The organism is Streptomyces roseochromogenus subsp. oscitans DS 12.976 (assembly GCF_000497445.1).
GTDB lineage: Bacteria > Actinomycetota > Actinomycetes > Streptomycetales > Streptomycetaceae > Streptomyces > Streptomyces oscitans.
Genome location: NZ_CM002285.1, coordinates 3,559,112 through 3,583,166, shown reverse-complemented (window position 1 = coordinate 3,583,166; position 24,055 = coordinate 3,559,112). Strand labels below are relative to the sequence as shown.

The 24,055-nt window shown below is 71.2% G+C and carries 24 protein-coding genes; 12 read left to right on the top strand and 12 right to left on the bottom strand.

Annotated elements, in window-relative coordinates; translation table 11 throughout:
- The 4 genes from M878_RS99885 to M878_RS65170 form a co-directional block, all read left to right on the top strand.
- Positions 1–245 (top strand): DUF3017 domain-containing protein (locus M878_RS99885; protein WP_023547266.1); only part of this gene is annotated, 245 nt, incomplete at its 5' end.
- Positions 246–516: 271 nt separating this feature from the next.
- Entirely contained in the window at positions 517–2,043 is a 1,527-nt protein-coding gene (locus M878_RS65180; RefSeq protein ID WP_023547265.1) for a helix-turn-helix domain-containing protein, read from the top strand.
- 431 nt (positions 2,044–2,474) lie between these two features.
- Positions 2,475–3,464, top strand: a complete 990-nt coding sequence (locus M878_RS65175; RefSeq protein ID WP_023547264.1) for a malate dehydrogenase — start codon at positions 2,475–2,477, stop codon at positions 3,462–3,464.
- Between the two features lie 125 nt (positions 3,465–3,589).
- A complete protein-coding gene (locus M878_RS65170; protein WP_023547263.1) occupies positions 3,590–3,925 on the top strand; it encodes a DUF5954 family protein in 336 nt (111 codons plus the stop codon).
- A 100-nt stretch (positions 3,926–4,025) separates the two neighbouring features.
- Here the strand turns inward: M878_RS65170 and M878_RS65165 are convergent, their stop codons facing one another.
- Positions 4,026–5,432 carry an MFS transporter gene (locus M878_RS65165; RefSeq protein WP_023547262.1) on the bottom strand — a complete coding sequence of 469 codons (1,407 nt, stop codon included), beginning with the start codon at positions 5,430–5,432 and terminating at the stop codon, positions 4,026–4,028.
- Between the two features lie 102 nt (positions 5,433–5,534).
- On the opposite strand from M878_RS65165, the gene M878_RS65160 reads away from it, so the two are divergent.
- Positions 5,535–6,497 carry a LysR family transcriptional regulator gene (locus M878_RS65160; RefSeq protein ID WP_023547261.1) on the top strand — a complete coding sequence of 321 codons (963 nt, stop codon included), beginning with the start codon at positions 5,535–5,537 and terminating at the stop codon, positions 6,495–6,497.
- 180 nt (positions 6,498–6,677) lie between these two features.
- On the opposite strand, the gene M878_RS65155 is transcribed toward M878_RS65160, so the two are convergent.
- Positions 6,678–7,535: a MarR family winged helix-turn-helix transcriptional regulator gene (locus M878_RS65155; RefSeq protein ID WP_031225009.1), complete on the bottom strand. Its 858-nt coding sequence runs from the start codon at positions 7,533–7,535 to the stop codon at positions 6,678–6,680.
- Positions 7,536–7,845: 310 nt separating this feature from the next.
- On the opposite strand from M878_RS65155, the gene M878_RS65150 reads away from it, so the two are divergent.
- The 5 genes from M878_RS65150 (at position 7,846) to M878_RS65130 (ending at position 15,125) form a co-directional block, all read left to right on the top strand.
- A complete protein-coding gene (locus M878_RS65150) occupies positions 7,846–9,375 on the top strand; it encodes an aldehyde dehydrogenase family protein (protein ID WP_023547259.1) in 1,530 nt (509 codons plus the stop codon).
- A 72-nt stretch (positions 9,376–9,447) separates the two neighbouring features.
- A complete protein-coding gene (locus M878_RS65145) occupies positions 9,448–10,980 on the top strand; it encodes a GMC family oxidoreductase (RefSeq protein WP_023547258.1) in 1,533 nt (510 codons plus the stop codon).
- 11 nt (positions 10,981–10,991) lie between these two features.
- Positions 10,992–12,200 carry a quaternary amine ABC transporter ATP-binding protein gene (locus tag M878_RS65140; protein WP_167345800.1) on the top strand — a complete coding sequence of 403 codons (1,209 nt, stop codon included), beginning with the start codon at positions 10,992–10,994 and terminating at the stop codon, positions 12,198–12,200.
- Positions 12,200–14,140 (top strand): ABC transporter permease, encoded by a 1,941-nt coding sequence (locus M878_RS65135; protein ID WP_023547256.1) that lies wholly within the window; start codon positions 12,200–12,202, stop codon positions 14,138–14,140. The genes M878_RS65140 and M878_RS65135 overlap by 1 nt, the downstream gene beginning before the upstream one ends.
- A gap of 1 nt (position 14,141) precedes the next feature.
- Complete coding sequence (locus tag M878_RS65130) at positions 14,142–15,125, top strand: ABC transporter substrate-binding protein (protein ID WP_023547255.1); 984 nt, start codon at positions 14,142–14,144, stop codon at positions 15,123–15,125.
- A gap of 9 nt (positions 15,126–15,134) precedes the next feature.
- Here the strand turns inward: M878_RS65130 and M878_RS65125 are convergent, their stop codons facing one another.
- From M878_RS65125 to M878_RS65115, 3 genes are read right to left on the bottom strand one after another with little or no spacing between them, the layout of a single operon-like run.
- On the bottom strand, positions 15,135–15,857 hold the full coding sequence (locus tag M878_RS65125; protein ID WP_023547254.1) for an isocitrate lyase/PEP mutase family protein: 723 nt from the start codon (positions 15,855–15,857) through the stop codon (positions 15,135–15,137).
- Complete coding sequence (locus M878_RS65120) at positions 15,854–16,294, bottom strand: carboxymuconolactone decarboxylase family protein (RefSeq protein ID WP_023547253.1); 441 nt, start codon at positions 16,292–16,294, stop codon at positions 15,854–15,856. Before M878_RS65120 ends, M878_RS65125 begins: the two co-directional genes overlap by 4 nt.
- The gene (locus M878_RS65115) at positions 16,291–16,791 is read right to left on the bottom strand and encodes a carboxymuconolactone decarboxylase family protein (protein ID WP_023547252.1); all 501 of its coding nucleotides are present in this window, start codon (positions 16,789–16,791) and stop codon (positions 16,291–16,293) included. The genes M878_RS65120 and M878_RS65115 overlap by 4 nt, the downstream gene beginning before the upstream one ends.
- A 47-nt stretch (positions 16,792–16,838) precedes the next feature.
- On the opposite strand from M878_RS65115, the gene pdxR reads away from it, so the two are divergent.
- Positions 16,839–18,239 carry a MocR-like pyridoxine biosynthesis transcription factor PdxR gene (gene pdxR / locus M878_RS65110; RefSeq protein WP_023547251.1) on the top strand — a complete coding sequence of 467 codons (1,401 nt, stop codon included), beginning with the start codon at positions 16,839–16,841 and terminating at the stop codon, positions 18,237–18,239.
- Between the two features lie 43 nt (positions 18,240–18,282).
- Here pdxR and M878_RS65105 read toward each other — a convergent pair whose 3' ends face one another.
- The 6 genes from M878_RS65105 to M878_RS65080 form a co-directional block, all read right to left on the bottom strand.
- On the bottom strand, positions 18,283–19,287 hold the full coding sequence (locus M878_RS65105) for a hypothetical protein (protein ID WP_245238105.1): 1,005 nt from the start codon (positions 19,285–19,287) through the stop codon (positions 18,283–18,285).
- A complete protein-coding gene (locus tag M878_RS65100) occupies positions 19,254–19,712 on the bottom strand; it encodes an NUDIX domain-containing protein (protein ID WP_023547248.1) in 459 nt (152 codons plus the stop codon). The genes M878_RS65105 and M878_RS65100 overlap by 34 nt, the downstream gene beginning before the upstream one ends.
- Positions 19,713–20,314: 602 nt before the next feature.
- Positions 20,315–21,163 carry a helix-turn-helix domain-containing protein gene (locus M878_RS65095; protein ID WP_031225006.1) on the bottom strand — a complete coding sequence of 283 codons (849 nt, stop codon included), beginning with the start codon at positions 21,161–21,163 and terminating at the stop codon, positions 20,315–20,317.
- Positions 21,164–21,181: 18 nt separating this feature from the next.
- On the bottom strand, positions 21,182–21,712 hold the full coding sequence (locus M878_RS65090) for a DUF6879 family protein (protein ID WP_023547245.1): 531 nt from the start codon (positions 21,710–21,712) through the stop codon (positions 21,182–21,184).
- On the bottom strand, positions 21,663–21,947 hold the full coding sequence (locus M878_RS65085; RefSeq protein WP_031225004.1) for a hypothetical protein: 285 nt from the start codon (positions 21,945–21,947) through the stop codon (positions 21,663–21,665). Before M878_RS65085 ends, M878_RS65090 begins: the two co-directional genes overlap by 50 nt.
- Before the next feature lie 161 nt (positions 21,948–22,108).
- Positions 22,109–22,372: a GntR family transcriptional regulator gene (locus M878_RS65080; protein ID WP_031225003.1), complete on the bottom strand. Its 264-nt coding sequence runs from the start codon at positions 22,370–22,372 to the stop codon at positions 22,109–22,111.
- A gap of 454 nt (positions 22,373–22,826) precedes the next feature.
- On the opposite strand from M878_RS65080, the gene M878_RS65070 reads away from it, so the two are divergent.
- On the top strand, positions 22,827–23,084 hold the full coding sequence (locus M878_RS65070) for a hypothetical protein (RefSeq protein ID WP_023547241.1): 258 nt from the start codon (positions 22,827–22,829) through the stop codon (positions 23,082–23,084).
- Between the two features lie 68 nt (positions 23,085–23,152).
- Here the strand turns inward: M878_RS65070 and M878_RS65065 are convergent, their stop codons facing one another.
- A complete protein-coding gene (locus tag M878_RS65065; protein ID WP_023547240.1) occupies positions 23,153–23,983 on the bottom strand; it encodes a hypothetical protein in 831 nt (276 codons plus the stop codon).
- Between the last annotated feature and the right edge of the window lie 72 nt (positions 23,984–24,055).

The window sequence follows — 24,055 nt, the reverse complement described above, 5'->3', positions numbered from 1 at the left end:
CCCTCGACCAGTTCCGCGCCGGCACCCTGGTGATCGGCGCCGCCCTGCTGGCCGGCGCGGTCATGCGCTGGATACTGCCCCGCGTCGGCATGCTCGCCGTACGTTCGCGGTTCACGGACATCGCCACCTACGGCATCCTCGGCCTCGCGATCGTCCTGCTGGCGCTGATGGCCCAGCCCAAGCCGTGGATCGTGGTCCCCTTCCTGAAGGACACCCTGCACTTCACGCTCAGCAGCAACAGGTAGCGCTGTCCGCGAGCGGTCTGCGGCTGAACGGCGGCTCGTCCCCTCCCCCGAGAAGGACGAACCGCCGCCCCGAATCAGCCTTCCGCCTGTGAACTGCCTGTTCAACGCCTGTCCTTGCGCTGTGGCATGGAAGTGACCGTTCCGCTACGGTGCCCGCGCGCCGTCCACGCTCCCGCGCGCCCCCACTGCGGGAACTGGGATCCTCAGTCGGTGCATCCTTGTGGGTAGCCAGGACGGGGAAAGCAAGACGGGGGAAAGCAAGGGGGGAGCCATGCCTCGTTGGAAAGATCTGCCGGACGATCTGGATCCGCAGATCAAGGAGTTCACCAACCAGGTGCGCCGGCTCGTGGACCACAGCGGCCTGAGCGTCGCGGCACTCGCCGACCGCACGGGCTACAGCAAGACGTCCTGGGAGCGTTATCTGGGCGGCCGGCTCCTCGCACCCAAGGGCGCGATCGTCGCGCTCGCCGAGGTCACCGGCACCAATCCCGTGCATCTGACCACGATGTGGGAGCTGGCCGAACGCGCTTGGAGCCGGGCGGAGATGCGGCACGACCGCACCATGGAGGCGATCCGCATCTCCCAGGCGCGCGCCGCACTCGGGGAGTTCGGGGCGGCGGAGGCCACCGGGGGGCCGTCGGGCCGTACGAGTGCCGACTCGTCGGGTCGTGGGGGTGCCGACCCCTGGGGACGCAGGGGCGCCGACTCGTCCGGTCGTACGGGTGAGGGGCCGTCGGGTCGTACGGGTGCCGGACCTTCAGGTCGTACGGGTGCCGGGCCCTCGGGTCGTACGGATGGGGGATCGTCCGGTCGTACGGGTCGTACGGGTGGCGGTGTCGGTGCGGCCATGGGGATCGCCGGTCCGGCCGGTGTCTCCCCGACGATTCCGCCCCAGCCGACGGCCCCGGACGCCGACGCTCGCGAGGGCACGGGCCGCGGGGCGGCCGACCGTGATGGTGCGGGCCGTGCTCCGGGCGACCGTGACGGTGCCGGGCGCGGCAGCGGGACCTCGGGGGGCAACTCCTGGGGCCTGGCCGGGTATCAGGGCCCGTCCCAGGCAAGCGCACGCCCCGGCACCGGCGCACGCGCGGGTAGCGGGGCGGGCGGCGCTGCCGCCGTGGGCGCTGACGGTGCCTCGGGCGTAGCCGCTGACGCCGCCTCGGGCGGTGCACGGCCCGGCGCCTCGCCCTACGGCCCCGGCTGGACCCCGAGCACCCCGAACCCGTACGACGGGCAGGGACAGGGACAGGTAGCGGCGGCCGGGCCCGCTGGGGGTACCCCCTCTGGGGGAGACACCGCGGCTCCAGGGAGTGCCGGCCGGCAGCGGGTGATCATGTTCGTCGCGGGGCTCGTCGGTGTGCTCGTCGTCATCGCCGCCGTGTTCTACGTCACCGACCGGGGCGGTGCGCGGCACGAGAACGCCGCCAAGCCGTCCCCGAGCGCGACGCACGCGAGCCCGCCGCCCGGCGTCAAGTGCGCCGGCTCCGCCTGCGACGGCAAGGACGCCGAGGCCATGGGGTGCAGCGGCGACCTGGTCACCACCGCCAAGACCGCCACCATCGGCACGACCACCCTGGAGGTCCGCTACAGCAAGGCCTGCGGCACCGCCTGGGGCCGGATCACCGGCGCCGGCCGGGGCGACAAGGTCCAGGTCTCCGCCGGCCGGGTCCAGCAGACGGGCGAGACCAGCGGCGTGGGCGACACCATCGCGTACACGCCGATGGTCGCGGTGCAGGACGCGGCCCAGGCCAAGGCGTGCGCGACGCTGGCGTCCGGGCGGACGGGGTGCACGAAGTAGGACCGCGCGGATGGGGTGGTACGCGGCGGTGCGCGGGGCCGGGAAATCGGGTGGGTGAAATTCCGGGGGCGGGCGCATGGAGGGGCGGATCCTGGGCACGCGTGGGATACCCCCACGGGAGTCCGGCCATCCGGTACCCCCACCCGGCGGCCGCCTCCGTCCTCTCCCCCTCTCCCGGACGGGCGGCCGCCCTTTCGTTCCGACACGCGTGCCGCCTCCGGTTCCGCTGCCGGTTCCACCGCGCGTTCCGCCTCGGATTCCACCTCGCATTCCGCCTCGGGTTCCGCCTTGTGGGGCGAGCCACAGGGCCCCGTACGTCTCGCATGCCGGATGCGCGATAGCCTGACCGGTGGATCTCTCTTGACGCCAAGAGATCGATCATCCGCCCGGGGCAGGGACGCCCCACCGCCAGCTGTCATACGGAGAACGCCATGACCCGCACTCCCGTGAACGTCACCGTCACCGGCGCGGCCGGCCAGATCGGTTACGCCCTGCTCTTCCGCATCGCCTCCGGCCAGCTGCTCGGCGCGGACGTGCCGGTCAAGCTCCGCCTCCTGGAGATCACCCCCGCGCTGAAGGCCGCCGAGGGCACGGCGATGGAGCTCGACGACTGCGCCTTCCCCCTCCTCCAGGGCATCGACATCACCGACAACCCGAACGTCGCCTTCGACGGCGCCAACGTAGGCCTCCTCGTGGGTGCCCGGCCGCGCACCAAGGGCATGGAGCGCGGTGACCTGCTGGAGGCCAACGGCGGCATCTTCAAGCCGCAGGGCAAGGCCATCAACGACCACGCCGCGGACGACATCAAGGTCCTGGTCGTCGGCAACCCGGCCAACACCAACGCGCTCATCGCGCAGGCCGCCGCGCCGGACGTCCCGGCCGAGCGCTTCACCGCGATGACCCGCCTGGACCACAACCGCGCGCTGACCCAGCTGTCGAAGAAGACGGGCACCCCGGTCTCCGAGATCAAGCGCCTGACCATCTGGGGCAACCACTCCGCCACGCAGTACCCGGACATCTTCCACGCCACGGTCGCCGGCAAGAACGCCGCCGAGGTCGTGAACGACGAGAAGTGGCTGGCCGAGGACTTCATCCCGACCGTGGCCAAGCGCGGTGCCGCGATCATCGAGGCCCGCGGCGCCTCGTCGGCCGCCTCCGCCGCCAACGCCGCCATCGATCACGTGTACACCTGGGTCAACGGCACCGCCGAGGGCGACTGGGCCTCCATGGGCATCCCGTCCGACGGCTCCTACGGCGTCCCGGAGGGCCTGATCTCCTCCTTCCCGGTGACCGTCAAGGACGGCAAGTACGAGATCGTCCAGGGCCTGGACATCAACGACTTCTCCCGCGCCCGCATCGACGCCTCCGTCAAGGAGCTGGAGGAGGAGCGCGAGGCGGTCCGCGCCCTCGGCCTGATCTGACGCGTCACATCTGACCGGCAGCATCCGTTCCCGGTCCCCGGCCGCTGCAACAGCGGCCGGGGACTGTTGCGTTCAGCACCCGAACAGCCTCCCCGAAGGGAAACTGGACCTGCTGGACTTCGTCGGTGCAGCGCGCGGAGTACGCCCGCATCGCCGACCGCCCCGACGCATCCCGCTCCAACGTCACCACGATCGCCGGTGTCCGCTACCGCGTCACCCGTGTCGAACGCCTCGTCCGTATCGATCCCGACGGCCCCGAGGGCCCCCGTCCCTCCGACCACGACCCCGAGCCGCCCATCGACGTCCACGTCCGTCAGCTCAAGGAGCAGGGCCTCTGGAAGGAGGACGGCGAGGAGGAGCCGGTCGAACCCGATGAGCGGCAGGAGGAGTTGCGACGGCTCTGGGAGACGGAGTGGGAGCGGATCCAGGCGCTGCGCCGCAGACGAGGGCGTAATGAGTGAGCCGGAGCGGGGCCGGTCCCGGTCGTCGGCCGTCGGCCGTCGGACGTCGGTCGTCCCCGGAGCCGGGGCCGCAGCAGTGTGTGCCGCCCTGCCGCCCCGGTCATGAGCGGCCCGCACCGGACAGCTCCGGCTCCCGCCCGGCCTCGACCGTACGGCCCCCGGCCCCGCCGCCCCCGTACCCCGCCACCACCACCGCCGTGGCCCCCAGCACCACCACCGCCACCGTCCGCAGGGCCGGGCCCAAGCCGTAGGTGAGGTCGGCGTGGGCCGACAGGACCGTGCCTGTGACCGCTACTCCCAGGGCTGCGCCGGTCTCCCGGGCGGTCGTGCCGAGGCCGGAGCCCAGGCCCGCCTGGTGGGCCGGGAGTGAGGTGACCACGCCGAGGGTCAGGGCGGGCATGGACAGGCCGGTACCGGACGCGATGACCAGCAGCCAGCCGACGTACACCGCGTAGGGGGTGCCCGCGTCGGCCGTGGACGCGCCGAGCAGGCCGAGGCTGATCAGAGTGAGTCCGGTGCCGATGACCGCGCGGGGGCGGTGGGCCCAGCGGGTGGCCAGCCGCTGGGCGACTGCCATGCCGACGGGCAGCGGCAGGATCGCGACGCCGGTGAGGGCCGCGCCGAAGCCCTTGAGGTCCTGCAGATACTGCGAGTTGACGAAGAACAGGGCGAACAGGCCGAAGAAGCCGACGGCCGTGCCGAGCGAGGACGCCCGGAGGCGGGAGGAGCGGAAGACACGCGGGTCGAAGAGGGGGGCGGGGGAGCGCAGGGCGTGGGCCGTGAAGGCCGCCACAAGCACCGCGCCCGCCGTGAAGGCGCCGAGGATGCGGGTGGAGGTCCAGCCGTAGGCCGGGCCCTCGATGATGCCGAACAGGATCGCCACCAGGCCCGCCGTCAGCAGCAGGGTGCCGAGGGGGTCGGGGTTGCTCCGGGTGGAGCGTTCGGTGCGCGGGACCGTGGTCGAGACGGCCACCGCGAGGACGACGGCGAGCGGGACCATCGCCGCGAACAGGGCGCGCCAGGTGAGGAACTGCCCGGCCAGGCCACCGCCCAGGTTGCCCGCCGCGCCGCCCAGGCCGATCGACAGCGTCCAGGCCCCCATCGAGCGGGCCCGGTGCTCGGGCGCGGACAGCTGCATGAGGATCGAGAGGGTGGACGGTGTGATCAGCGCTGCTCCGGCGCCGGACAGGCCCCGGCCCGCTATCAGCACGGCCGGGCCGGTGGCGAGGGCACTCGTGGCGGCGCCCGCCGCGAACAGGGTGAGCCCCGCGAGCAGGGCGCCCTTGCGGCCGTACCGGTCGCCGAGCGCGCCGGCCGGGATCAACAGGCCCGCGAAGACGATGCCATAGGCGTCCACCGTCCACAGGATCTCCGTGTGCGTGGGATGCAGGGGCGACGAACTCAGTTGCGGGATCAGGAGGTTGATGGCGGCGACCATGCTCTGCGCGACCAGGACGCAGGCGCACAGCGCGAGCAGGGTGGGGCGTTTCAGGGCGTGCGGGGGCACGGCTCCTCCCGGGAGCTTCGGTGGGTGGTGTGGGATGCGATCTCACCGTAGGCTCGCCGCTGACCTGCTTTCCAGTGCAACCTTTACAAGGGATACCTGCGCATGACGCAATCCACCGGGCCGGACCTGAGACTGGACCTGAATCTGCTGGTCGCGCTGGATGTGCTGCTGGAGGAGCAGAGCGTGCGGGGCGCCGCGCACCGGCTGCATCTGTCCGAGCCCGCCATGAGCCGCACCCTGGGCCGGATCCGCAAGGCGCTCGGCGACCCCGTCCTGGTGCGGGCCGGACGTCAGATGGTGCCCACCCCGCGCGCGCTGGCCGTGCGGGCCGAGGTGAGCGCGGTGGTGGAGCGGGCCCGGGCCCTGTTCGCGCCTGGCCGGGATGCCGATCTGCGCACGGTGACCCGTACGTTCACGATCCTCGGCCATGACTCGATCGCCGCCATGCTCGGCGCCGCCCTTTTCGAGCGCGCCGCCCGCGAGGCGCCCGGCATCCGGCTGCGTTTCCTCTCCGAGAGCCATGTGGACGCCCCGTTCCTGCGCCAGGGCACGGCCGACCTGGAGGTCGGGGTGATCGACACGAGCGCGCCCGAGGTGCATGCGGAGACGGTGTACGAGGAACGCATGCTGGGCGTCGTACGGGCCGGACATCCGCTGCTCACCGGGGAGTTGACACCCGAGCGGTTCGCCGGGGAGGCCGGTCATCTGATCGTCTCCCGGCGCGGCAGGCAGCACGGGCCGGTCGACGAGGCACTGGCCGAACTCGGCCTGAAGCGCCGGGTGGTGGGCAGCGTCGGCACCTACCCCGCCTCGCTGTTCGTGCTGCGTGAGACCGATCTGATCGGACTGATCAGCCACTGGGGCCGCCCGCTGGCCGACACCCTCGGCCTGGCCACCTTCGAGATCCCGCTGCCGCTCCCGGCGGTCGGCGTCGGCTACGCCTGGCACCCACGCCACGACGCCGACCCCGCCCACGCCTGGCTGCGCGCGTGCGTAAGGGAGCTGATCGTCCGGGCGTCAGGCGCCGGTAGGGCCTGTCCGGCGGATCAGGTCGCAGGAAAGTGACGGTACGTCACCAGTTCAGGTGAGCGGGGGCTGGTGCGTCCAGCTGCACGGCGGAGGAGGGCGGCGACGCGGAGCGTCGGCAACCGACGACAACGCCGCTGGGGGTGCCCCCACGCCCTTGAGGCAGTGGGGGAGGGCGTGCCGGCCCCCGCGTCCGCGACAGGATCCGCCGGACAGGCCCTAGAGCCGCTTCTCGAACCAGTGGGCGGCATAGACGTTGTCGTCGTAGCGCGGGATCTCGGTGTATCCGCACGCCCGGTACATCGCCTGCGCCTCGCTGAGTACGGCGTGTGTGTCCAGGCGTACGACCGTGAGGCCGCGCGCCAGCGCCGCCCGCTCCAGCTCCGCCAGCAGCCGGCGAGCCAGACCCAGCCTGCGCGCCTGCGCATGCACCCACAGATGCCGAATCTCGCCCACGCCCGGTTCCAGGCGGCGCAGGGCCCCGCAGCCCACCGGCAGCCGTTCCTCGTACGCCACCAGGAAGGCGCCGGCGTCGCCGGTGACCTCTTCGGGCCGGACCAGGGCCGCCTTGTCGAAGCCCTCGGGGAAGCGGGCGTCGATGTCCGCCGCGTAGGCGTCCAGGCAGGCCCGTGCGTCCGGGCAGGCGCCGTCGACGGTCTCGACGGTGATCCCGGCCAGCCGCAGCAGCCGCTCCGCGCTCCCCATGGCTCCGCTCAGCTCGGCCCGCTGGGCGGGGGTGAGCCCGCCGAGAAGGCCGGCCACGAGCGCGTCGGACCGGCGGTTCTGCTCGGCGACCTCGGCGCGCCCGGCCGGGGTCAGCTCGACCCTGCGCAGCCGGTTGTCGTGCGCGGGCACACCGACCCGGACCATGCCCTGGGCGTCCAGCGCCTTCACCATCCGGCTGAGATACCCGGCGTCCAGCCCGAGCCGCCCCCGCAGCTCCCGCAGGGACACCCCGTCACCGATCTCGAACAGCAGCCGGGCCTCACCGAGCGGCCGGTCCTGGCCGAGGTAGTGATCGTCCAGGACGCCGATACGGCGCGTGAAATACCGATTGAAGCGACGGAAGGCGGCGATGTCCTCGTCCGAGGCCGGTCGCTCGACCTCGTCCGAAACTGGCCGCTCGACCTCGTCCGGGACCGGTTGCTCGACTCCTTGACCTGAGTCAATGGAATGCATTCTTTGACTTTAGTCAGAGAATTGGGCCGCGTCCACGGTTGCTTTTAGTCGTTCTGTCCGTTTTCGGCCGCATTTTCAGTGACGCCGCGCACTTTCGGTCACCGATTACGCATGGTTTCCGCGGGGTCGGGGCAGGCGGACGCGGTCCCCGAGGGTGGCACGTGTGTGACACAGGGGCAGGGAACAGGAACGGAAGGCAACACCGATCATGGCGGACAGAACGGAACGACAGGCTCAGGCGACCATCCACGCGGGGGGCGAGTGGCTGGGAGCGATCTCTGGCGCGACGCGCGAGGTCCTCGACCCCGCGGACGCGCGGCCGTTCGCTGTGGTCGCGGAGGGTGACGAGAAGGATGCCGAGCGTGCGGTGGCCGCCGCCCGGCAGGCATTCGACCACGGCCCCTGGCCCCGCACCCCGGTCGCCGACCGCGCCGCGCTGCTGCGCCGCGTCGCCGACCTCCTCGTGCGGGGCCGCGAGGAACTCGGCCTGCTGGAGAGCCAGGACGCGGGCAAGACCGTGGAAGAGGGCCGTATCGACATCGACTGTGTCGCCGACGCCTTCCGCTACTTCGCCGACCTGGTCGCCGCCGAGGCGCCCGGCCGGGTCGTGGACGCGGGCTCGCCCGACATCCACAGCGTGGTCGTGCACGAGCCCGTCGGTGTGTGCGCGCTGATCACCCCCTGGAACTACCCCCTTCTCCAGGCCAGTTGGAAGATCGCCCCGGCGCTCGCCGCGGGCAACACCTTTGTCATCAAGCCCAGCGAGATCACCCCGATGACGACCATCGCGCTGATCGAGCTGCTCGCCGAGGCCGGGCTGCCCGCCGGTGTCGCCAACATCGTCACCGGCCCCGGGCACACCGTCGGCGCCCGGCTCGCCGAGCACCCCGACGTCGACCTGGTCTCCTTCACCGGCGGCCTGGCCAGCGGCGTCAAGGTCGCCCAGGCCGCCGCCCCGACCGTGAAGAAGGTCGCGCTCGAACTCGGCGGCAAGAACCCCAACGTCGTCTTCGCCGACGCCTGCGCCACCGAGGAGGGCTTCGACACGGCCGTCGACCAGGCCCTCAACGCTGCCTTCATCCACAGCGGCCAGGTCTGCTCGGCCGGCGGCCGGCTGATCATCGAGGAGTCGATCCGGGACCGCTTCGTCACCGAACTCGCCCGCCGGGCCCAGAAGATCAGGCTCGGGCGGGGTACCGCCGACGGTGTCGAGTGCGGCCCGCTGGTCAGCTGGCAGCAGCGCGCCAAGGTCGAGGCGTATGTCGCCTCCGCGCTGGAAGAGGGCGCGGTGCTGCGCTGCGGCGGCAAGCGGCCCGAGCCGAGCGAAGCCCGCCCGGAGTCCGGCTACTTCTACGAGCCGACCGTCCTCGACGCCTGCCACCGCGAGATGAAGGTCGTACGCGAGGAGGTGTTCGGACCCGTCCTCACGGTGGAGACCTTCCGTACCGAGGACGAGGCGGTGCTGCTCGCCAACGACACCGAGTACGGGCTCGCCGGCGCCGTCTGGACCGCTGACGCGGGCCGGGCCCGCCGCGTCGCCGGCCGGCTGCGCCACGGCACCGTCTGGATCAACGACTTCCACCCCTACCTGCCGCAGGCGGAGTGGGGCGGCTTCGGCAAGAGCGGCACCGGCCGCGAGCTGGGGCCCGCCGGACTCGCCGAGTACCGCGAGGCCAAGCACGTCTACCAGAACCTCGCGCCGAAGCCGGTGCGCTGGTTCGCAGGCGGCACCGACTGAATCGACCGAGTCGAAAGTCGGCTGAATCGGCTGAGTCCCACCTCTTTCCCCACCTCTGGAGTAACACCCCTCATGTCCGAGACCACCCCCCACGTCTACGACTACGTCGTCATCGGCGGCGGCACCGCGGGCTCCGTCATCGCCTCCCGCCTCACCGAGAACCCGGACGTCACCGTCGCCGTCATCGAGGGCGGCCCTAGCGACGTCGGCCGCGACGACGTCCTCACCCTGCGCCGCTGGATGGGCCTGCTCGGCGGCGACCTCGACTACGACTACCCGACCACCGAGCAGCCGCGCGGCAACTCCCACATCCGGCACAGCCGCGCCCGCGTCCTCGGCGGCTGCTCCTCCCACAACACCCTCATCTCCTTCAAGCCGCTGCCGTCCGACTGGGACGAGTGGGAGGCGGCCGGCGCCAAGGGCTGGGGCGCCGTCCCCATGGAGGCCTACTTCGCCCGCCTGAAGAACAACATCGTCTCGGTCGACGAGAAGGACCGGAACGCCATCGCCCGCGACTTCGTCGACGCCGCCCAGTCGGCCCTCGGCGTGCCCCGGGTCGAGGGCTTCAACAAGAAGCCGTTCACCGAGGGAGTCGGCTTCTTCGACCTCGCCTACCACCCGGAGAACAACAAGCGGTCGAGCGCGTCCGTGGCCTACCTCCACCCGGTGATGGACGAGCGCCCCAACCTGACCATCCTCCTGGAGACCTGGGCGTACAAGCTGGAGCTGAACGGCACCCGCGCCGAGGGCGTCCACGTGCGCACCAAGGACGGCGAGGAACTGCTGGTCCGCGCCCGGGGCGAGGTGGTCCTGTGCGCGGGAGCCGTAGACTCCCCGCGCCTGCTGATGCACTCGGGCATCGGTCCGCGGGCGGACCTGGAGGCCCTCGGCATCCCGGTCGTCCGCGACCTGCCGGGCGTCGGCGAGAACCTGCTCGACCACCCCGAGTCGGTCATCGTCTGGGAGACCCACGGCCCGATCCCGGAGAACTCCGCGATGGACTCCGACGCGGGCCTGTTCGTGCACCGCGACCCCGACCACGCGGGCCCGGACCTGATGTTCCACTTCTACCAGATCCCGTTCACGGACAACCCCGAGCGACTGGGGTACCAGCGGCCGGAGTTCGGGGTGTCGATGACCCCGAACATCCCCAAGCCCAGGAGCCGCGGCCGCCTGTACCTGACCAGCGCCGACCCGTCCGTGAAGCCCGCCCTGGACTTCCGGTACTTCACCGACGAGGACGACTACGACGGCCAGACCCTGGTCGACGGCATCCGCATCGCCCGTGAGATCGCCAAGACCGAGCCGCTCGCGAGCTGGCTCAAGCGTGAGGTCTGCCCCGGCCCGGAGATCCTCGGTGACGCCGAGCTGAGCGAGTACGCCCGCAAGGTCGCGCACACCGTCTACCACCCCGCCGGTACCTGCAAGATGGGCGCCGCCGACGACCCACTCGCCGTGGTGGACCCGGAGCTGAGGATCCGCGGCCTCGACGGCATCCGGGTCGCCGACGCCTCCGTCTTCCCGACCATGCCCGCCGTGAACCCGATGATCGGGGTGCTCATGGTCGGGGAGAAGGCTGTCGACCTGATCGGTGGTGATGCGTGATGAGCACGGCCATGACGACGATGGACTCGCCGACGACGGAGACGCCCGTCTTCTCCGTCTCCGGCCTGTGGAAGGTCTTCGGCCCCAAGCCGGAGCGGATTCCCGCCGACCAGGAGCTCAGCGCGCTGGACCCGGCCGGCCTGCGCGCCCGCACGGGCTGTACGGCGGCCGTCCGGGACGTCTCCTTCGACGTCCGCAAGGGCGAGGTGTTCGTGGTGATGGGCCTGTCGGGCTCCGGCAAGTCCACCCTGGTCCGCTGTCTGACCCGCCTCATCGAGCCCACGGCGGGCACGATCGCCATCGACGGCGAGGACGTCCGCGCGATGGACAAGTCCCGCCTGCGCGAACTGCGCCGCCACCGGGCCGCCATGGTCTTCCAGCACTTCGGCCTGCTCCCGCACCGCACGGTCCTCGACAACGTGGCCTACGGCCTGGAGATCCAGGGCGTCGGCAAGGCCGAGCGCCGCGAGCGGGCCGCCGAGGTCGTCGCCAAGGTCGGCCTGGAGGGCATGGAACACCGCCGGCCCGCCCAGCTCTCCGGCGGCCAGCGCCAACGCGTCGGTCTCGCCCGGGCACTGGCGGTCGACCCCGAGGTGCTCCTCTTCGACGAACCCTTCAGCGCCCTCGACCCGCTCATCCGGCGCGACATGCAGGACGAGGTGGCCCGCCTGCACCGCGAGGAGGGCCGCACGATGGTCTTCATCACCCATGACCTCACCGAGGCCCTGAGGCTCGGCGACCGCATCGCCCTGATGCGTGACGGCAGGGTCGTCCAGCTGGGCACCCCGGAGGAGATCGTCGGCTCCCCGGCCGACGACTACGTCCGCGAGTTCGTCCGGGAGGTCCCGCGCGAGCAGGTCATGACCGTGCGTACGGCCATGAAGCCGGGCGACTGCGGCGGCCCGGACCACCCGGGCGCACTGGCCCCGGACGCGGTCGTCGTGGACGCGATCAAGACGGTGGCGGACATCGGCACTCCGGCGTGCGTGGCGGAGAAGGGCAAGTGCGTGGGCATGGTCGACCACGAGCGCCTGCTCGGCGTGGTCGCCGGCGTCACCACACCAGCCGCGGCACCCGACGCCGCCGTAGGGGCGGGCAGTCGTGCCGCTGGGGCGGCGCCCGTCCCACAGAAAGCAGCACCCGACAAGCGTCGGCAAGCGACCCCACCCAGCCCGCGCACCAGCCCGGAAGGCCCCCGCACCAGCCCGGAGGCCGTCTGATGGCAACGCTCACCGTCCCCACCTCCACCCGCGCCAGAGCACCCCGCGTCCTCAAGAGCCGAGCCGCGGGCAAACTCCTGCTGCTCGCTCTCGTCGCCGCGGTCCTCGCCCCCTGGGCCGCCACCCAGTGGCCCGGCGCCGCCTGGCCCCACGACCTGACCGTCAGCCTCGACAAACCCCTCGCCTCGGCGAGCAACTGGGTCATCGACAACCGGGACAGCCACCCCCTGTTCCTGTACTTCTTCGGCTACATCAGCAACGCGGTCGTCCTCTCCGTACGCGCCGTCTACCTCACCCTGCTCGCCGCGGGCTGGACCGGCGTCACGGTCTTCGGCGCCCTCGTCGCCTGGCGTGTCGCCGGTGCCCGCCTGGCCGCCGGCACGGCGATCGCCTTCCTGGCCTGCGGAGCACTGGGCATGTGGGTCCCGACGATGCAGACCCTCGCACTGATGGTCGTGGCGGTTCTCGCCTCCGTGGTCGTCGGCGCCCTGCTCGGCCTCGCCGCCGGTCTCTCCGACCGCCTGGACCGCGCCCTGCGCCCGGTCCTGGACACCATGCAGGTGCTCCCGGCCTTCGCCTACCTCCTCCCCGTCGTCCTGGTCTTCGGCATCGGCGTCCCCGCGGCCGTCCTCGCCACCGTCGTGTACGCCGCCCCGCCGATGGCCCGCCTCACCGCGCTCGGCCTGCGCGGCGCCGACCCCGAGGTCCTGGAGGCCGTGGAGTCCCTCGGCTCGACCCGCCGCCAGCGGCTGCTGACCGCGCGTATCCCGCTGGCCCGGGGGGAACTCCTCCTCGGCCTCAACCAGACGATCATGATGGCGCTGTCCATGGCCACCATCGCCTCGATCATCGGCGCCGCCGGCCTCGGCGACCGCGTCTACCAGGCGCTCGCCTCGGTCGACGTCGGCGCGGCCCTCGCGGCCGGCATCCCGATCGTGCTGCTCGCGGTCGTGCTGGACCGGGTGACCGGAGCGGCGGGCGACGGCACCACGCGCCCGAAGACCATCGGCTGGGCATACGCCCTGGCCGTCACCGTGGCCGTCGCCCTGGCCGCCCGCCTCCTCGGCCGTCTGGACTGGCCGAGCGGCTGGAACCTGAACATCGCCGAACCGGTCGACCGCGCCGTCGACTGGATGACCAGCCATCTGTACTCCGGTGTCCCGGTCGTCGGCGGTACGGCCGACTGGGCGGGCCACTTCACCACCTGGGTCCTGGACCCCGTCCGCGGCGGCCTGCAGTGGCTGCCCTGGTGGTCGGTGCTGCTGATCGTCGCCGCCCTGGCCTGGTCGATCGGCACCTGGCGCACCGCCCTGACCGCCGTCCTCGCCATGGCCGCGATCGGTGTGCTCGGCGTCTGGGGGCCCGCCCTCGACACGCTCTCCCAGGTGCTGGCCGCCGTCGCCGTCACCCTGGTCCTCGGCTTCGCGACCGGTATCGCCGCCGCCCGCAGCGACCGCGTCGAACGCGCCCTGCGCCCGGTCCTGGACGTCTTCCAGACCATGCCGCAGTTCGTGTACCTGATCCCGGTCGTCGCCCTGTTCGGCGTGGGCCGCGCGCCCGCCGTCGCCGCGGCCGTCGTCTACGCCCTCCCGGCCGTCGTCCGGATCACCGCCCAGGGCCTGCGCCAGGTCGACCCGGCCGCGCTGGAGGCGGCGCGCTCGCTCGGCGCGACCGGCCGCCAGCAGCTGTGGCAGGTCCAACTCCCGCTCGCCCGGCGGTCGTTGCTGCTCGCCGTCAACCAGGGCGTGGTCCTGGTCCTCGCCGTGGTCATCATCGGCGGCCTGGTCGGCGGCGGCGCCCTCGGCTACAGCACGGTCTTCGGCCTCGCCCAGGGCGACCTGGCGACCGGTCTGGTGGCCGGTGCCGCGATCGTATGCCTGGGCCTGATGCTCGACCGGGTGACCCAGCCGACCGAGCGACGTACGAAGAAGGGAGCGTGACATGACGAAGCATCCGAAGTCGACGAAGCTGAGCCGCAGGACGGCGCTGATCGCCGCCGGAGCGGCCACCGTGTCGCTGCTCACCGGCTGCGGCGCCGCCGACATGACCAAGCAGGCCAGCCCGTTCGCGAACGCCCAGGGCGCCAAGTCCGTGACCCTGTCCGTGCAGTCCTGGGTGGGCGCGCAGTCGAACGTCGCCGTGGCCCAGTACATCCTGGAGCACAAACTCGGCTACCGCGTCGACACCGTCCAGGTCGACGAGGTGCCCGCCTGGGACGCGCTCAGCCAGGGCCGCGTCGACGCGATCCTGGAGGACTGGGGCCACCCGGACCAGGAGAAGCGGTACGTCGAGGACAAGAAGACCATCGCCCGCGCCGGCGACCTCGGGGTGACCGGCCACATCGGCTGGTTCGTGCCGACCTACCTGGCCAAGCAGCACCCGGACATCACGGACTGGAAGAACCTCAACAAGTACGCCTCCCTCTTCCGCACCGCGGAGAGCGGCGGCAAGGGCCAGCTGATGGACGGCTCCCCGTCGTACGTCACCAACGACAAGGCCCTGGTGCAGAACCTGAAGCTGAACTACCAGGTCGTCTTCGCCGGCTCCGAGGCCGCCCAGATCACCCAGATGAAACAGTTCGCCAAGCAGCAGAAGCCCTTTCTGACCTACTGGTACTCACCCCAGTGGCTCTTCAAGAAGGTCCCCATGACGGAGGTGAAGCTGCCGCCGTACAAGGACGGCTGCGACGCGGACGCGGCGAAGGTCGCCTGCGCCTACCCGCACACCCCGCTGCAGAAGTACCTCAACGCCGGTTTCGCGAAGTCCGGCGGCAAGGCGGCCGCCTTCCTGAAGAAGTTCAAGTGGACGACCGAGGACCAGAACGATGTCTCCCTGATGATCGCCGACGAGAAACTGTCACCCCAGGACGCGGCGAAGAAGTGGGTGGACAGCCACCCCGACGTATGGAAGCGATGGCTGACCTGAACGGCCCTGTCAGGCAAGCCTGTTGGCGACCTCCCGCAGTGCGGACGTCGCCATCCGCTGGAGTCCCGGTCCGAACGTGATGCGGCTGGCCCCGAGTTCGCCGAGTTCGGCGAACGAGGGGCCCTCGCCGTCCGGGCGGGCGTTGATGTTGACCGGGCCCTGGATCCCGGACCGCAGCAGAGGCAGTACGTCCGCCGGGGCGAGGATCGGGTAGACGCAGTCGGCGCCCGCCGCCACGTACAGCGCGGCCCGCTCGATGGCCCGTTCGGGATCCTTGTCGCCGTGCACGAAGACGTCCACGCGGGCGTTGACGAACAGCCGGTCGGCGGCGGCCGAGCGGACCTCGGCGAGGAACTGGGCCTGCTCCCGCGGGTCCTTGAGGACACCCCCGACCGAGTCCTCCAGGTTGCAGCCGACGGCACCGGCCTCCAGCAGCCGCTCCACCAGCTCCTTGGGCGCGAGCCCGTACCCGCTCTCGATGTCCGCCGATACCGGCACGTCCACGGTCCGGGTGATCCGCGCGACCGCCGCGAACATCTCGTCGGCCGGCGTGGACCCGTCCTCGTAGCCGAGCGACGCGGCCACCCCCGCGCTCGGCGTGGCCAGTGCCGGGAACCCGGCCTCCACGAACACCCGGGCGCTGGCCGCGTCCCAGGGCCCGGGAAGGATCAGCGGATCGCCCGGCACGCGCCCATGATGCAGCGCGCGGAACACCTCGACCTTGTCGCTCATGGCCGGTAACCCCCTGGCAGGACTCGACGGCTGACCATCAGGCGGTTCCAGCCGTTGATGACGGTGATCAGGCCGATGAGATGGGCGAGTTCGGCCTCGCTGAAGTGTTTCGCGGCATGCTCGCACACCTCGTCCGACACGCCGTCGGTGAGCAGGGTGACCGCCTCGGTCAGCGCCAGCGCCGCCCGCTCCCGCTCGCTGAAGAGGTCCCCGGTCTCCTCCCAGGCATTGAGGAGCTGGATCCGCTGCTCCGACTCCCCGTGCTCACGGGCCAGTCGGAGGTGCATGTCGAGGCAGAACGCGCAGTGGTTGAGCTGTGAGGCGCGGATCATCACGAGCTCGGCGATGACCGGATCACCGAGCCCTTTCTTCGCGGCCGCGCTGAGCGCGGACATCGCCTGCGCGACCTCCCGGTCCAGTATCTGCGTACGGCTCACTTGTGCTGCCCCGGTCGGTAGTGGCCCGGGACCATCCGCGTGGTCACGCCGATCCGGTTCCAGGCGTTGATCACCGTGATCGCGGCGATCAGCTGGGCCAGCTCGGCCTCCTCGAAGTGCTTGGCGGCCCTGTCGTACACCTCGTCCGGCACGAAACCGTCGGTGAGCACGGTGATCGCCTCGGTCAGCTCGATCGCCGCCAGCTCCTTCCCGGTGTAGAAGTGCTTCGACTCCTCCCAGGCGCTGAGCTGCACGATCCGCTCCACGCTCTCACCGGCCGCGAGCGCGTCCTTGGTGTGCATGTCGAGGCAGAACGCGCAGTGGTTGAGCTGCGAGGCGCGGATCTTCACCAGCTCGTACAGCGTGGGGTCCAGGCCCCGCTTGGCGGCGGCGTCCAGCCGGATCATCGCCTTGTAGACCTCGGGGGCGTGCTGGGCGAATTGCAGCCGGGGGGTGTGCTCGGGGGCGTACTCGATGGTTTCTTGTGCACTGCTCATGTCCTCGACCCTACGAGCGAGGCAGCCCAGGAGTATGGTCCATTTCCATGGCGGAATCATGGGCCACTCTGGGCGTCGACCTGCACCTCGAACCGACCGCCTCCGGCGGACTGCGCCGGGGCCTGACCGACGCCCTGCGCGACGCGGTCCGCACCGGCCGTCTCGCCCCCGGCACCCGGCTGCCCTCCTCCCGCAGCCTCGCCACCGACCTCGGCATCGCCCGCAACACCGTCGCCGAGGCCTATGCCGACCTGGTCGCCGAGGGCTGGCTCACGGCCCGCCAGGGCTCGGGCACCCGAGTGGCTGAGAGGGCCGCCGTCCCGCCGGCGGATGCGGCACGGGGCAGGGCACCGAGCCGCAGGGAACCGGCCCGCCCGGCCTGCAGCCTCATCCCCGGCAGCCCCGACCTGGCCGCCTTCCCGCGCGCCGAGTGGCTCAAGGCCGCCCGCCGCGCCCTCACCACAGCCCCGTACGACGCCCTCGGCTACGGCGACCCGCGCGGCCGCCCCGAACTGCGCACCGCCCTCGCCGGCTATCTCGCCCGCGTGCGCGGCGTCCGGACCGACCCGGAGACCATCCTGATCACCTCCGGCTTCGCGCACGCCCTGCGCATCATCGCCGCGGTGCTCGCGGCGCGCGGGATGCGCACGGTGGCCGTCGAGTCGTACGGCCTGGACGCCTACTGGCGCCTGCTGCAGGAGGCAGGCCTCGCCACCCCCGCGCTGCCCTACGACGAACTCGGCACCGACACCCGGGAGTTGGCCGACGCCGACGCGGTGCTGCTCACCCCCGCCCACCAGTTCCCCATGGGCACGCCCCTGCACCCCGACCGGCGGACCGCCGTCGTGGACTGGGCCCGGCACACCGGCGGGCTGGTCCTGGAGGACGACTACGACGGCGAGTTCCGCTACGACCGCCAGCCCGTCGGCGCCCTCCAGGGCCTCGACCCCGACCGCGTCCTCTACTTCGGCACCGCCAGCAAGTCCCTGGCCCCCGGACTCCGGCTGGGCTGGATGGCACTGCCCCCGGCCCTGGCGGCGGAGGCGGCCTCGGCCAAGGGCGGCAACGACACCGTGGGGGTGCTCGAACAGCTCACCCTCGCCGAGTTCATCACCTCCGGCGCGTACGACCGCCACGTCCGCTCCTCCCGCCTGCGCTACCGGCGCCGCCGCGACGCCCTCGCCGCCGCCGTCACCGCCCGCGCGCCCGAGGTCACGGTCACCGGAATCGCCGCCGGCCTGCACGCGGTGCTGCGCCTGCCGCCGGGCACGGAACAGTCGGTGATCCAGGCCGCCGCCTGGCAGGGCCTGGCTTTGCAGGGCCTCACCTTTCACCGCCACGAGGCGGCTGCCGCCGAGCCACTGGACGCCCTGGTCGTGGGCTATGCGACACCGCCGGACAGCGCGTGGGCGGGGGCGTTGGAGGCGCTGTGCAGGGTGTTGCCCTGAGGGCGCTGCTCGGCGTGCGAGGAGCGGGCGAGGCTCTGCTGCGTCAGCCGGCGGTGAGGTAGGAGGGGGAGAGGAACAGCGTGGCGAAGGTGTACGGGCCGTTGTGCTGGTCCAGCCAGGCGCACACGGTGGTGACGTCGCCGGAGATGATCGCGGAGAGGATGACGGTGTGCAGTTCGTACGACTCGGTGTGGCCGACTTCGTCAAGGAAGGCGGCGTACCGGTCGTTGATGTTGCGCTGGTAGGACGCCATGGCGGTGAGGAACGCCGTGGTGACCGGAGACGAAGCGGAGGCCGGGTCGATGTCGTCGACGTCCAGGAGGCCCGTGACGTCGCGGTACGCGTACCGGTCGATCCCTGGCGAAGGTTCGTGGATCTGGCACTGTTCAGCGGCGAGGCGGGTAATGGTGCGGGCTTCGCGGTCACAGGCCCCCTCCATGACGATGCCGAGGTTGCGGGTGGTGCGTGATCCGACGGGGTCAGGGGCCGAGTAGCTGCGGCCGTCGGGGCGCCGGAAATTGAGTCCGTACTGTCCCCGGACGACGCTCTCGCCAAGTAACCGGTAGGTGCGGCAGGAGCCGTAGTGGAGACAGTCGTGGGCGTAGGACCGCAGGAGATCGAGGGCGGCGACCGGGGGATTTTCCGGCAGGCCGGTGGCCATCGGACCGTACATCGTGATCAGGGCCTGCATCTGGAGGTGCCGGTATCCCTGGTTGGGGTGGTGGAAGCCGCCGAACGCGTCGGGCTGCGTCGACTCCACACCCACAAGGACACGCTCCAACGGCAGCAGCCGGGCCAGTCCGAGGGCGCTGTACCGCAGCCGGAGCAGCGCGAGGCCGTAGCGGAAGACACCCGCGTCCAGCCCCGCAGCCTCCCACTGCCTCAGCACCTCGGACAGGGACAGGAAGGTGACGGCCGGGTGGTGGTGGGTGAGGCTGGCGGCGGTGCGGAGTTCACTCAGCCGGGCGAGGAGGCGTTCGGTGTTGCCGTAGAGCCGTTCGTTCGGGGCGAGGATCAGGCGTTCGGGTCCTGACCGAAGATCAGGCACCGGTGTGATTCCTGCATCCCGTCCGGCAGTTCGTCCGGAGTGAACCATCGTGCCTCCAGAATCTCGAATGAGTCGATCTTGAGGGTCCCGCCGACGAGTTGCGTGTCATAAGCAACCTCGACGCGGAGCTTGTAGCCGCTCTTGAGGTGGACGAGCCGCGTGGCCTTGACCTCCAGCCCGGTCTCCTCATGCACCTCACGGGCCACGGTGGCGGTGAACTCCTCGCCCTTGACGGCGTAACCCGTGGGCAGGCCCCATTGGCGGTCCTCGGGCCATAGGCGATGACGCAGCAGCAGGACGCGGCCGGCATCGTCACGCACGATTCCGGTGACGCCCACCATGAATTTGGCGTGCGCCAACCAGAGGATGCGCCACTGCACCGGGCCTCGGATGATGCGCCAGATACGGGCGATGAGCTTCTTCACGAGGTTCTCCTCGGCGTCGACGGCGGGTTCCTGCGGAGTGCGGGAGCCTAGCGGCCGTCGACCGTGCGCTGTACGGCCTCGATGTTGTCGGCGGCTGTCGACATCTCGATGCCGGAGGGCAGTCGGACATGGGCAACGCGGACCACGCGGCCTCCGTCGTGCATCTCGTGCGTGACGGCCGTCAGCTCGCCCTCGCTGCGGGGCGCGATGTCCCGGCCCTGGCGGGCAGCAGAGGGTGATCCTCGAATCCTGCGGAGTCGACACGGCTCACTTCTGAGGCTCCTCGGGCGTCTGACCGGCCAGGCTCAGAAACTTCTCCCAGCCCCGGTCAGATCGGGCGAGGAGAGCGGGGCTCGGGCCTCGCGGAGGCTCCGGGAGGTGGTGCCGGCGACTGCTGGAGCCTGGCACGTGGCGAGGCAGAGACTCAGGCATCCTCATCTCCTCGTGGGTGGGACGTCCCGCCCCTTAGGGGGTGAGCGGGGCGGGACTCTCCTCATAAAGCCGCCGGGTCGGGGAGCCTGCGGATTGGCGCCCGGCGGCGGTTTCCACCGTCCCGCTCAACAGATGTTGAACTCAACGAAGTTGCGAGTAATTGCGGAGATTCACCCGAGGCAGTCGATCGCGGTGGTGATGAGCCGACGGGCACGGTCGCCGTAGAGGGCCATTTTTGCCAGCTCGGCGAACGCCTTGGCGTAGTCGGCCAGTTCGCGGGGCTGCGTCACGTTGACCTCGGCTGTGAGGGTTTCCACGACCAGGTGACGGTCGTCGTAGAGGTAAAACGCCTCCAGCGGCCACATGGAGCGCCGAGCGGTGAACGGGATGATCCCGAGGGAGACAGAGGCGAGCGGCATGACGGTGAGCAAGTGCCGCAGTTGTGCAGCCATGGTCTCCGCGTCGCCGAGGCGGTAGCGCAGGACGCACTCCTCCATGAGGACGACGAAGCGGTGACCCCCTTCGTACAGGAAGCGGGAGCGGGCGACACGGGCGGCGACGGCTTCGGGGACGTCGTTGGGGGTGCCCTGGAAGTCGGTGATGGTCTCCATGAGCGCCGTGGCATACGCAGGGGTCTGGAAGAACCCGGGCACGACGTTGGAGACGTAGGAGCGGCAGATCTGGGCCTGTGCGTGGAGGGCGAAGAAGTCCTCTTGGACCTTGCGCATGCCGTTGCGCTGGAGCCTGCGCCATTCCACGTACATCGAGTCGACCGCGCGGGCCGTTGCGATGAGATCTTCGATCTGACCCTCGGCCTCACACGCTGCGCACCAGGCACGGATATCGGCGTCCGTAGGGGCGGCCTCGCCCTTTTGAATGCGAGTGGTCTTCGCAGGATGCCAGCCGCAGCGGACGGAGAGTTCTTTTCCGCTGAGGCCGGCGTCCTTGCGCAGGTGCGCCAGGCGCACCGCGAGTGCTTCACGGGCCGCCTGAGCGCTGGACGAGGGAGAAGCGGGCATGGGGGGGCGGCGCGGGGGTCAGACGGCGAAGTGCTCGTGAGGAACGGCGCGCTCCCACACCGTCTCGAACGCCGCCGTGACCATCTTCACCACGGCGGGGTCCTCGTTGAACTCGTGTCCTGCCCAGTCGCCGTCACCGGTGAACCAGTGGAAGAGGACCAGACGCTCATCGATCAGCCAGAGGTCGTTCCCGGGCAGAGCGATGTCGGAGGCCATTCGCCGGGGGAGCCACCGAACCTGTTCTCCTGCCGCCAGATTCACGGCAGTCCCCGCGTGTTCGAAGCGGATGTAGTCGGTCACCGGCTCGGATACGATCCGGGCCCGGCGCATCTGCACACCCCGGGTGACGGTCTCTCGCACCAGCGGCACCCACCCTGACCATCCTGCGGAGTCAGGGTCAAGGTCCGGATGGACTCCCGTGCGCCGGAACCGGGCGAAGTCTTCGGCCTCATCGCCGACGGCGTAGACGTCGCGCATCTCCAGGTGCGCGGCGGACCGTTCAGCGCTCCGCAGCAGTGCGGCGAAGTCCGGCACGTCGTTCTGCGACATCACACGCCTCCCTCAAGATCGGCACGAGCCGGGCCGGGATGCGGATGACCGCCTCGTGCGCGGGGATACCCGTGTCGTGTCCTGCAACCCACTCCGTACCGCTGATCAGTGCCTTCAATACTTCCTCGGCCTTGATGCCCTGGACGACCAGGTCGGCCGTCTCCTCCTCGACCCACACCGTCGGTGAGCCACCGCCCTGTGTCTCCGGGTCGATTCCGATGAACTCTAGGTTCACGGTCCCCTCCTGCGCCAACTCGCTTGCGGTTTCTTGCGGATGACGCTTCCGGAGGTGTGGGGGACCGTCAAGGGTGGCGTACGGACGTTCGCGGAGACCGGCTCGAACAGGCCATCTGAGAAAGGGTTCTGCCTGCCGACCGGGGAATGCGTCTGCGTCGGCTAGGCGGAGGGCTTGGGGGGTGCGGGGGAGGGTGGCAGGGGATCTGCCACGAAGGTTCCCAGTCCGACTTCGCCCCGTGTCCAGCCCTGTTCCCGTACGTGCCGCATGGCTTTCGCGGCCGTCGCGTTCACGACACCGAACTCGTGGGCGATTTCGAGAGTGGACGGAACGCGGCTTCCCGGTGGATACGTGCCGTCCTTGATGCGTCGGATGATCTCCGCTGCAATCTGGCGCCACAGCGGACGCGTGCGGTCGAGCTCCATGAACGTCAGCGTGGGTGACCACGGCATTCTGCGCATCCGTGGTTATCCACGGTTATCCGCGCTCGTGGCTTCGAAGACAGAACGGCCCCGACGGGAAGCGGCTACTTCCTCGCCGGGGCCTCAGCCGACTGAACTGGAGTCGACCTATGCGCAGCCTACTGGCCGCGATCCTGAGCCTCTTCCTGCCTCCTCGCGGAGCGCACCGCGCTCACACGTCACCGCACCTCGCCTTCTCCCCTCCCGTCCCCGTGTACAGTCCCGCTCCCGCGCGGTGGCCGCGACCGTGCCCCTCGGACGTCATCGCTGCTGACGGTCTGCCCCTGGTCCGGCCGTACCTCGCCGTCTGGGAACGCGAGCGTGACGAACATGACCGGTGGCGCCTTCAGCGGGAGCGGCGTCGGGCGGCGGTGCTCGCGGCCCTGGGCCAGGACTACGCCCCGCAGGAGGCCGCCGCATGAGGACGCCGCGTTACCGCAGCATCGGTGTAGACCCGGCCACCGGCAAGGAGGCGTTCGTGGTCGCTCGCCCCGGCGGTCTCCTTGAGGCGCTGGCCGACGCGCAGGCCCTGGAGACCGCCGCCGTCCTAGTGGCAGTCGTCGGCGCCGTACTGGAGGCGGGGGAGGCGTCGGACCTCGAACTCGCCGCCCTCGTACCGCCTTTGCATGCGGCGCTCGACGAATGCGTCGGCATGATCGTGGCGGACCGGGAGTGACGGTGTAATGGTGGGTGCCCAGGGTTCGTCCTGGGCACCCACCGAGTGGCCGCTTCGAGGAAGCGGCCTCAGCCTTCTTCCGCCACCGGCGCCTCCCCGAATCGCGCCAGCGCCAGTGCCCCGGCCACCGCCACCGCGAACCCCAGCACCGCCAGCCAGACCAGGCCCTCGCGGGTGCGGTCGCCGAGCCAGATCACGCCCACCGCGGCCGGGCCGATCGTCTCGCCGATCACCAGACCGGCGGTCGCCGTCGTCACCGAGCCGCGCTGCAGCGCGGAGGTCAGCAGCACAAACGCGGCGCCGCCGCCGAGCAGCAGCGCATACGTCCCTGGGTTGGTCAGCAGGTCGGCCGGGTGCAGAGAGTCGATGAGGCGGACCGCGACCTCGACCACGCCGAAGCCGAATCCGGCGCCGAGCCCCAGCAGCAGCGCGCGGGTGCGCCCCGACAGCCGGCCGCCGATCCCACCGAGCAGCAGTACGCCCACCGCCGCCGCGACCATCGCGTACTTCAGCCAGCCCGGCCCGCTCCGGTCGCCCTCCGCGCCCGAGGCCAGCCCGAGCATCGCCAGGCCCGCGCACACCACCCCGATGGCGGCCCACTCCAGCCCGCTCAGCCGGACCTGCAGCAGCCGCGCCGCCACCACGGCCGTCACCGCGAGGCTGGCGGCCAGCGCCGCGCCCACCGCGTAGATCGGCACCGATCGCAGCGCCGCGATCTGCAGCAGGAAGCCCAGACCGTCCAGCGCCAGTCCCGCGATGTACCGCCACTGCCGCAGCGCCCGCAGCAGCAGCGCCGCGTCCCCGCCGCCACCTCCGTCCGTGCTCGCCGCCCGCGCGGCAACCGCCTGCAAAACCGTCGCGGTGCCGAAGCAGACCGCCGCGCCGAGGGCGCACACCATTCCAAACAACACAAAGGGACTCTAGGCGAACGGTAAAGCGCCGGGTCGCCCGCACGGGCCTTCTCACCGATC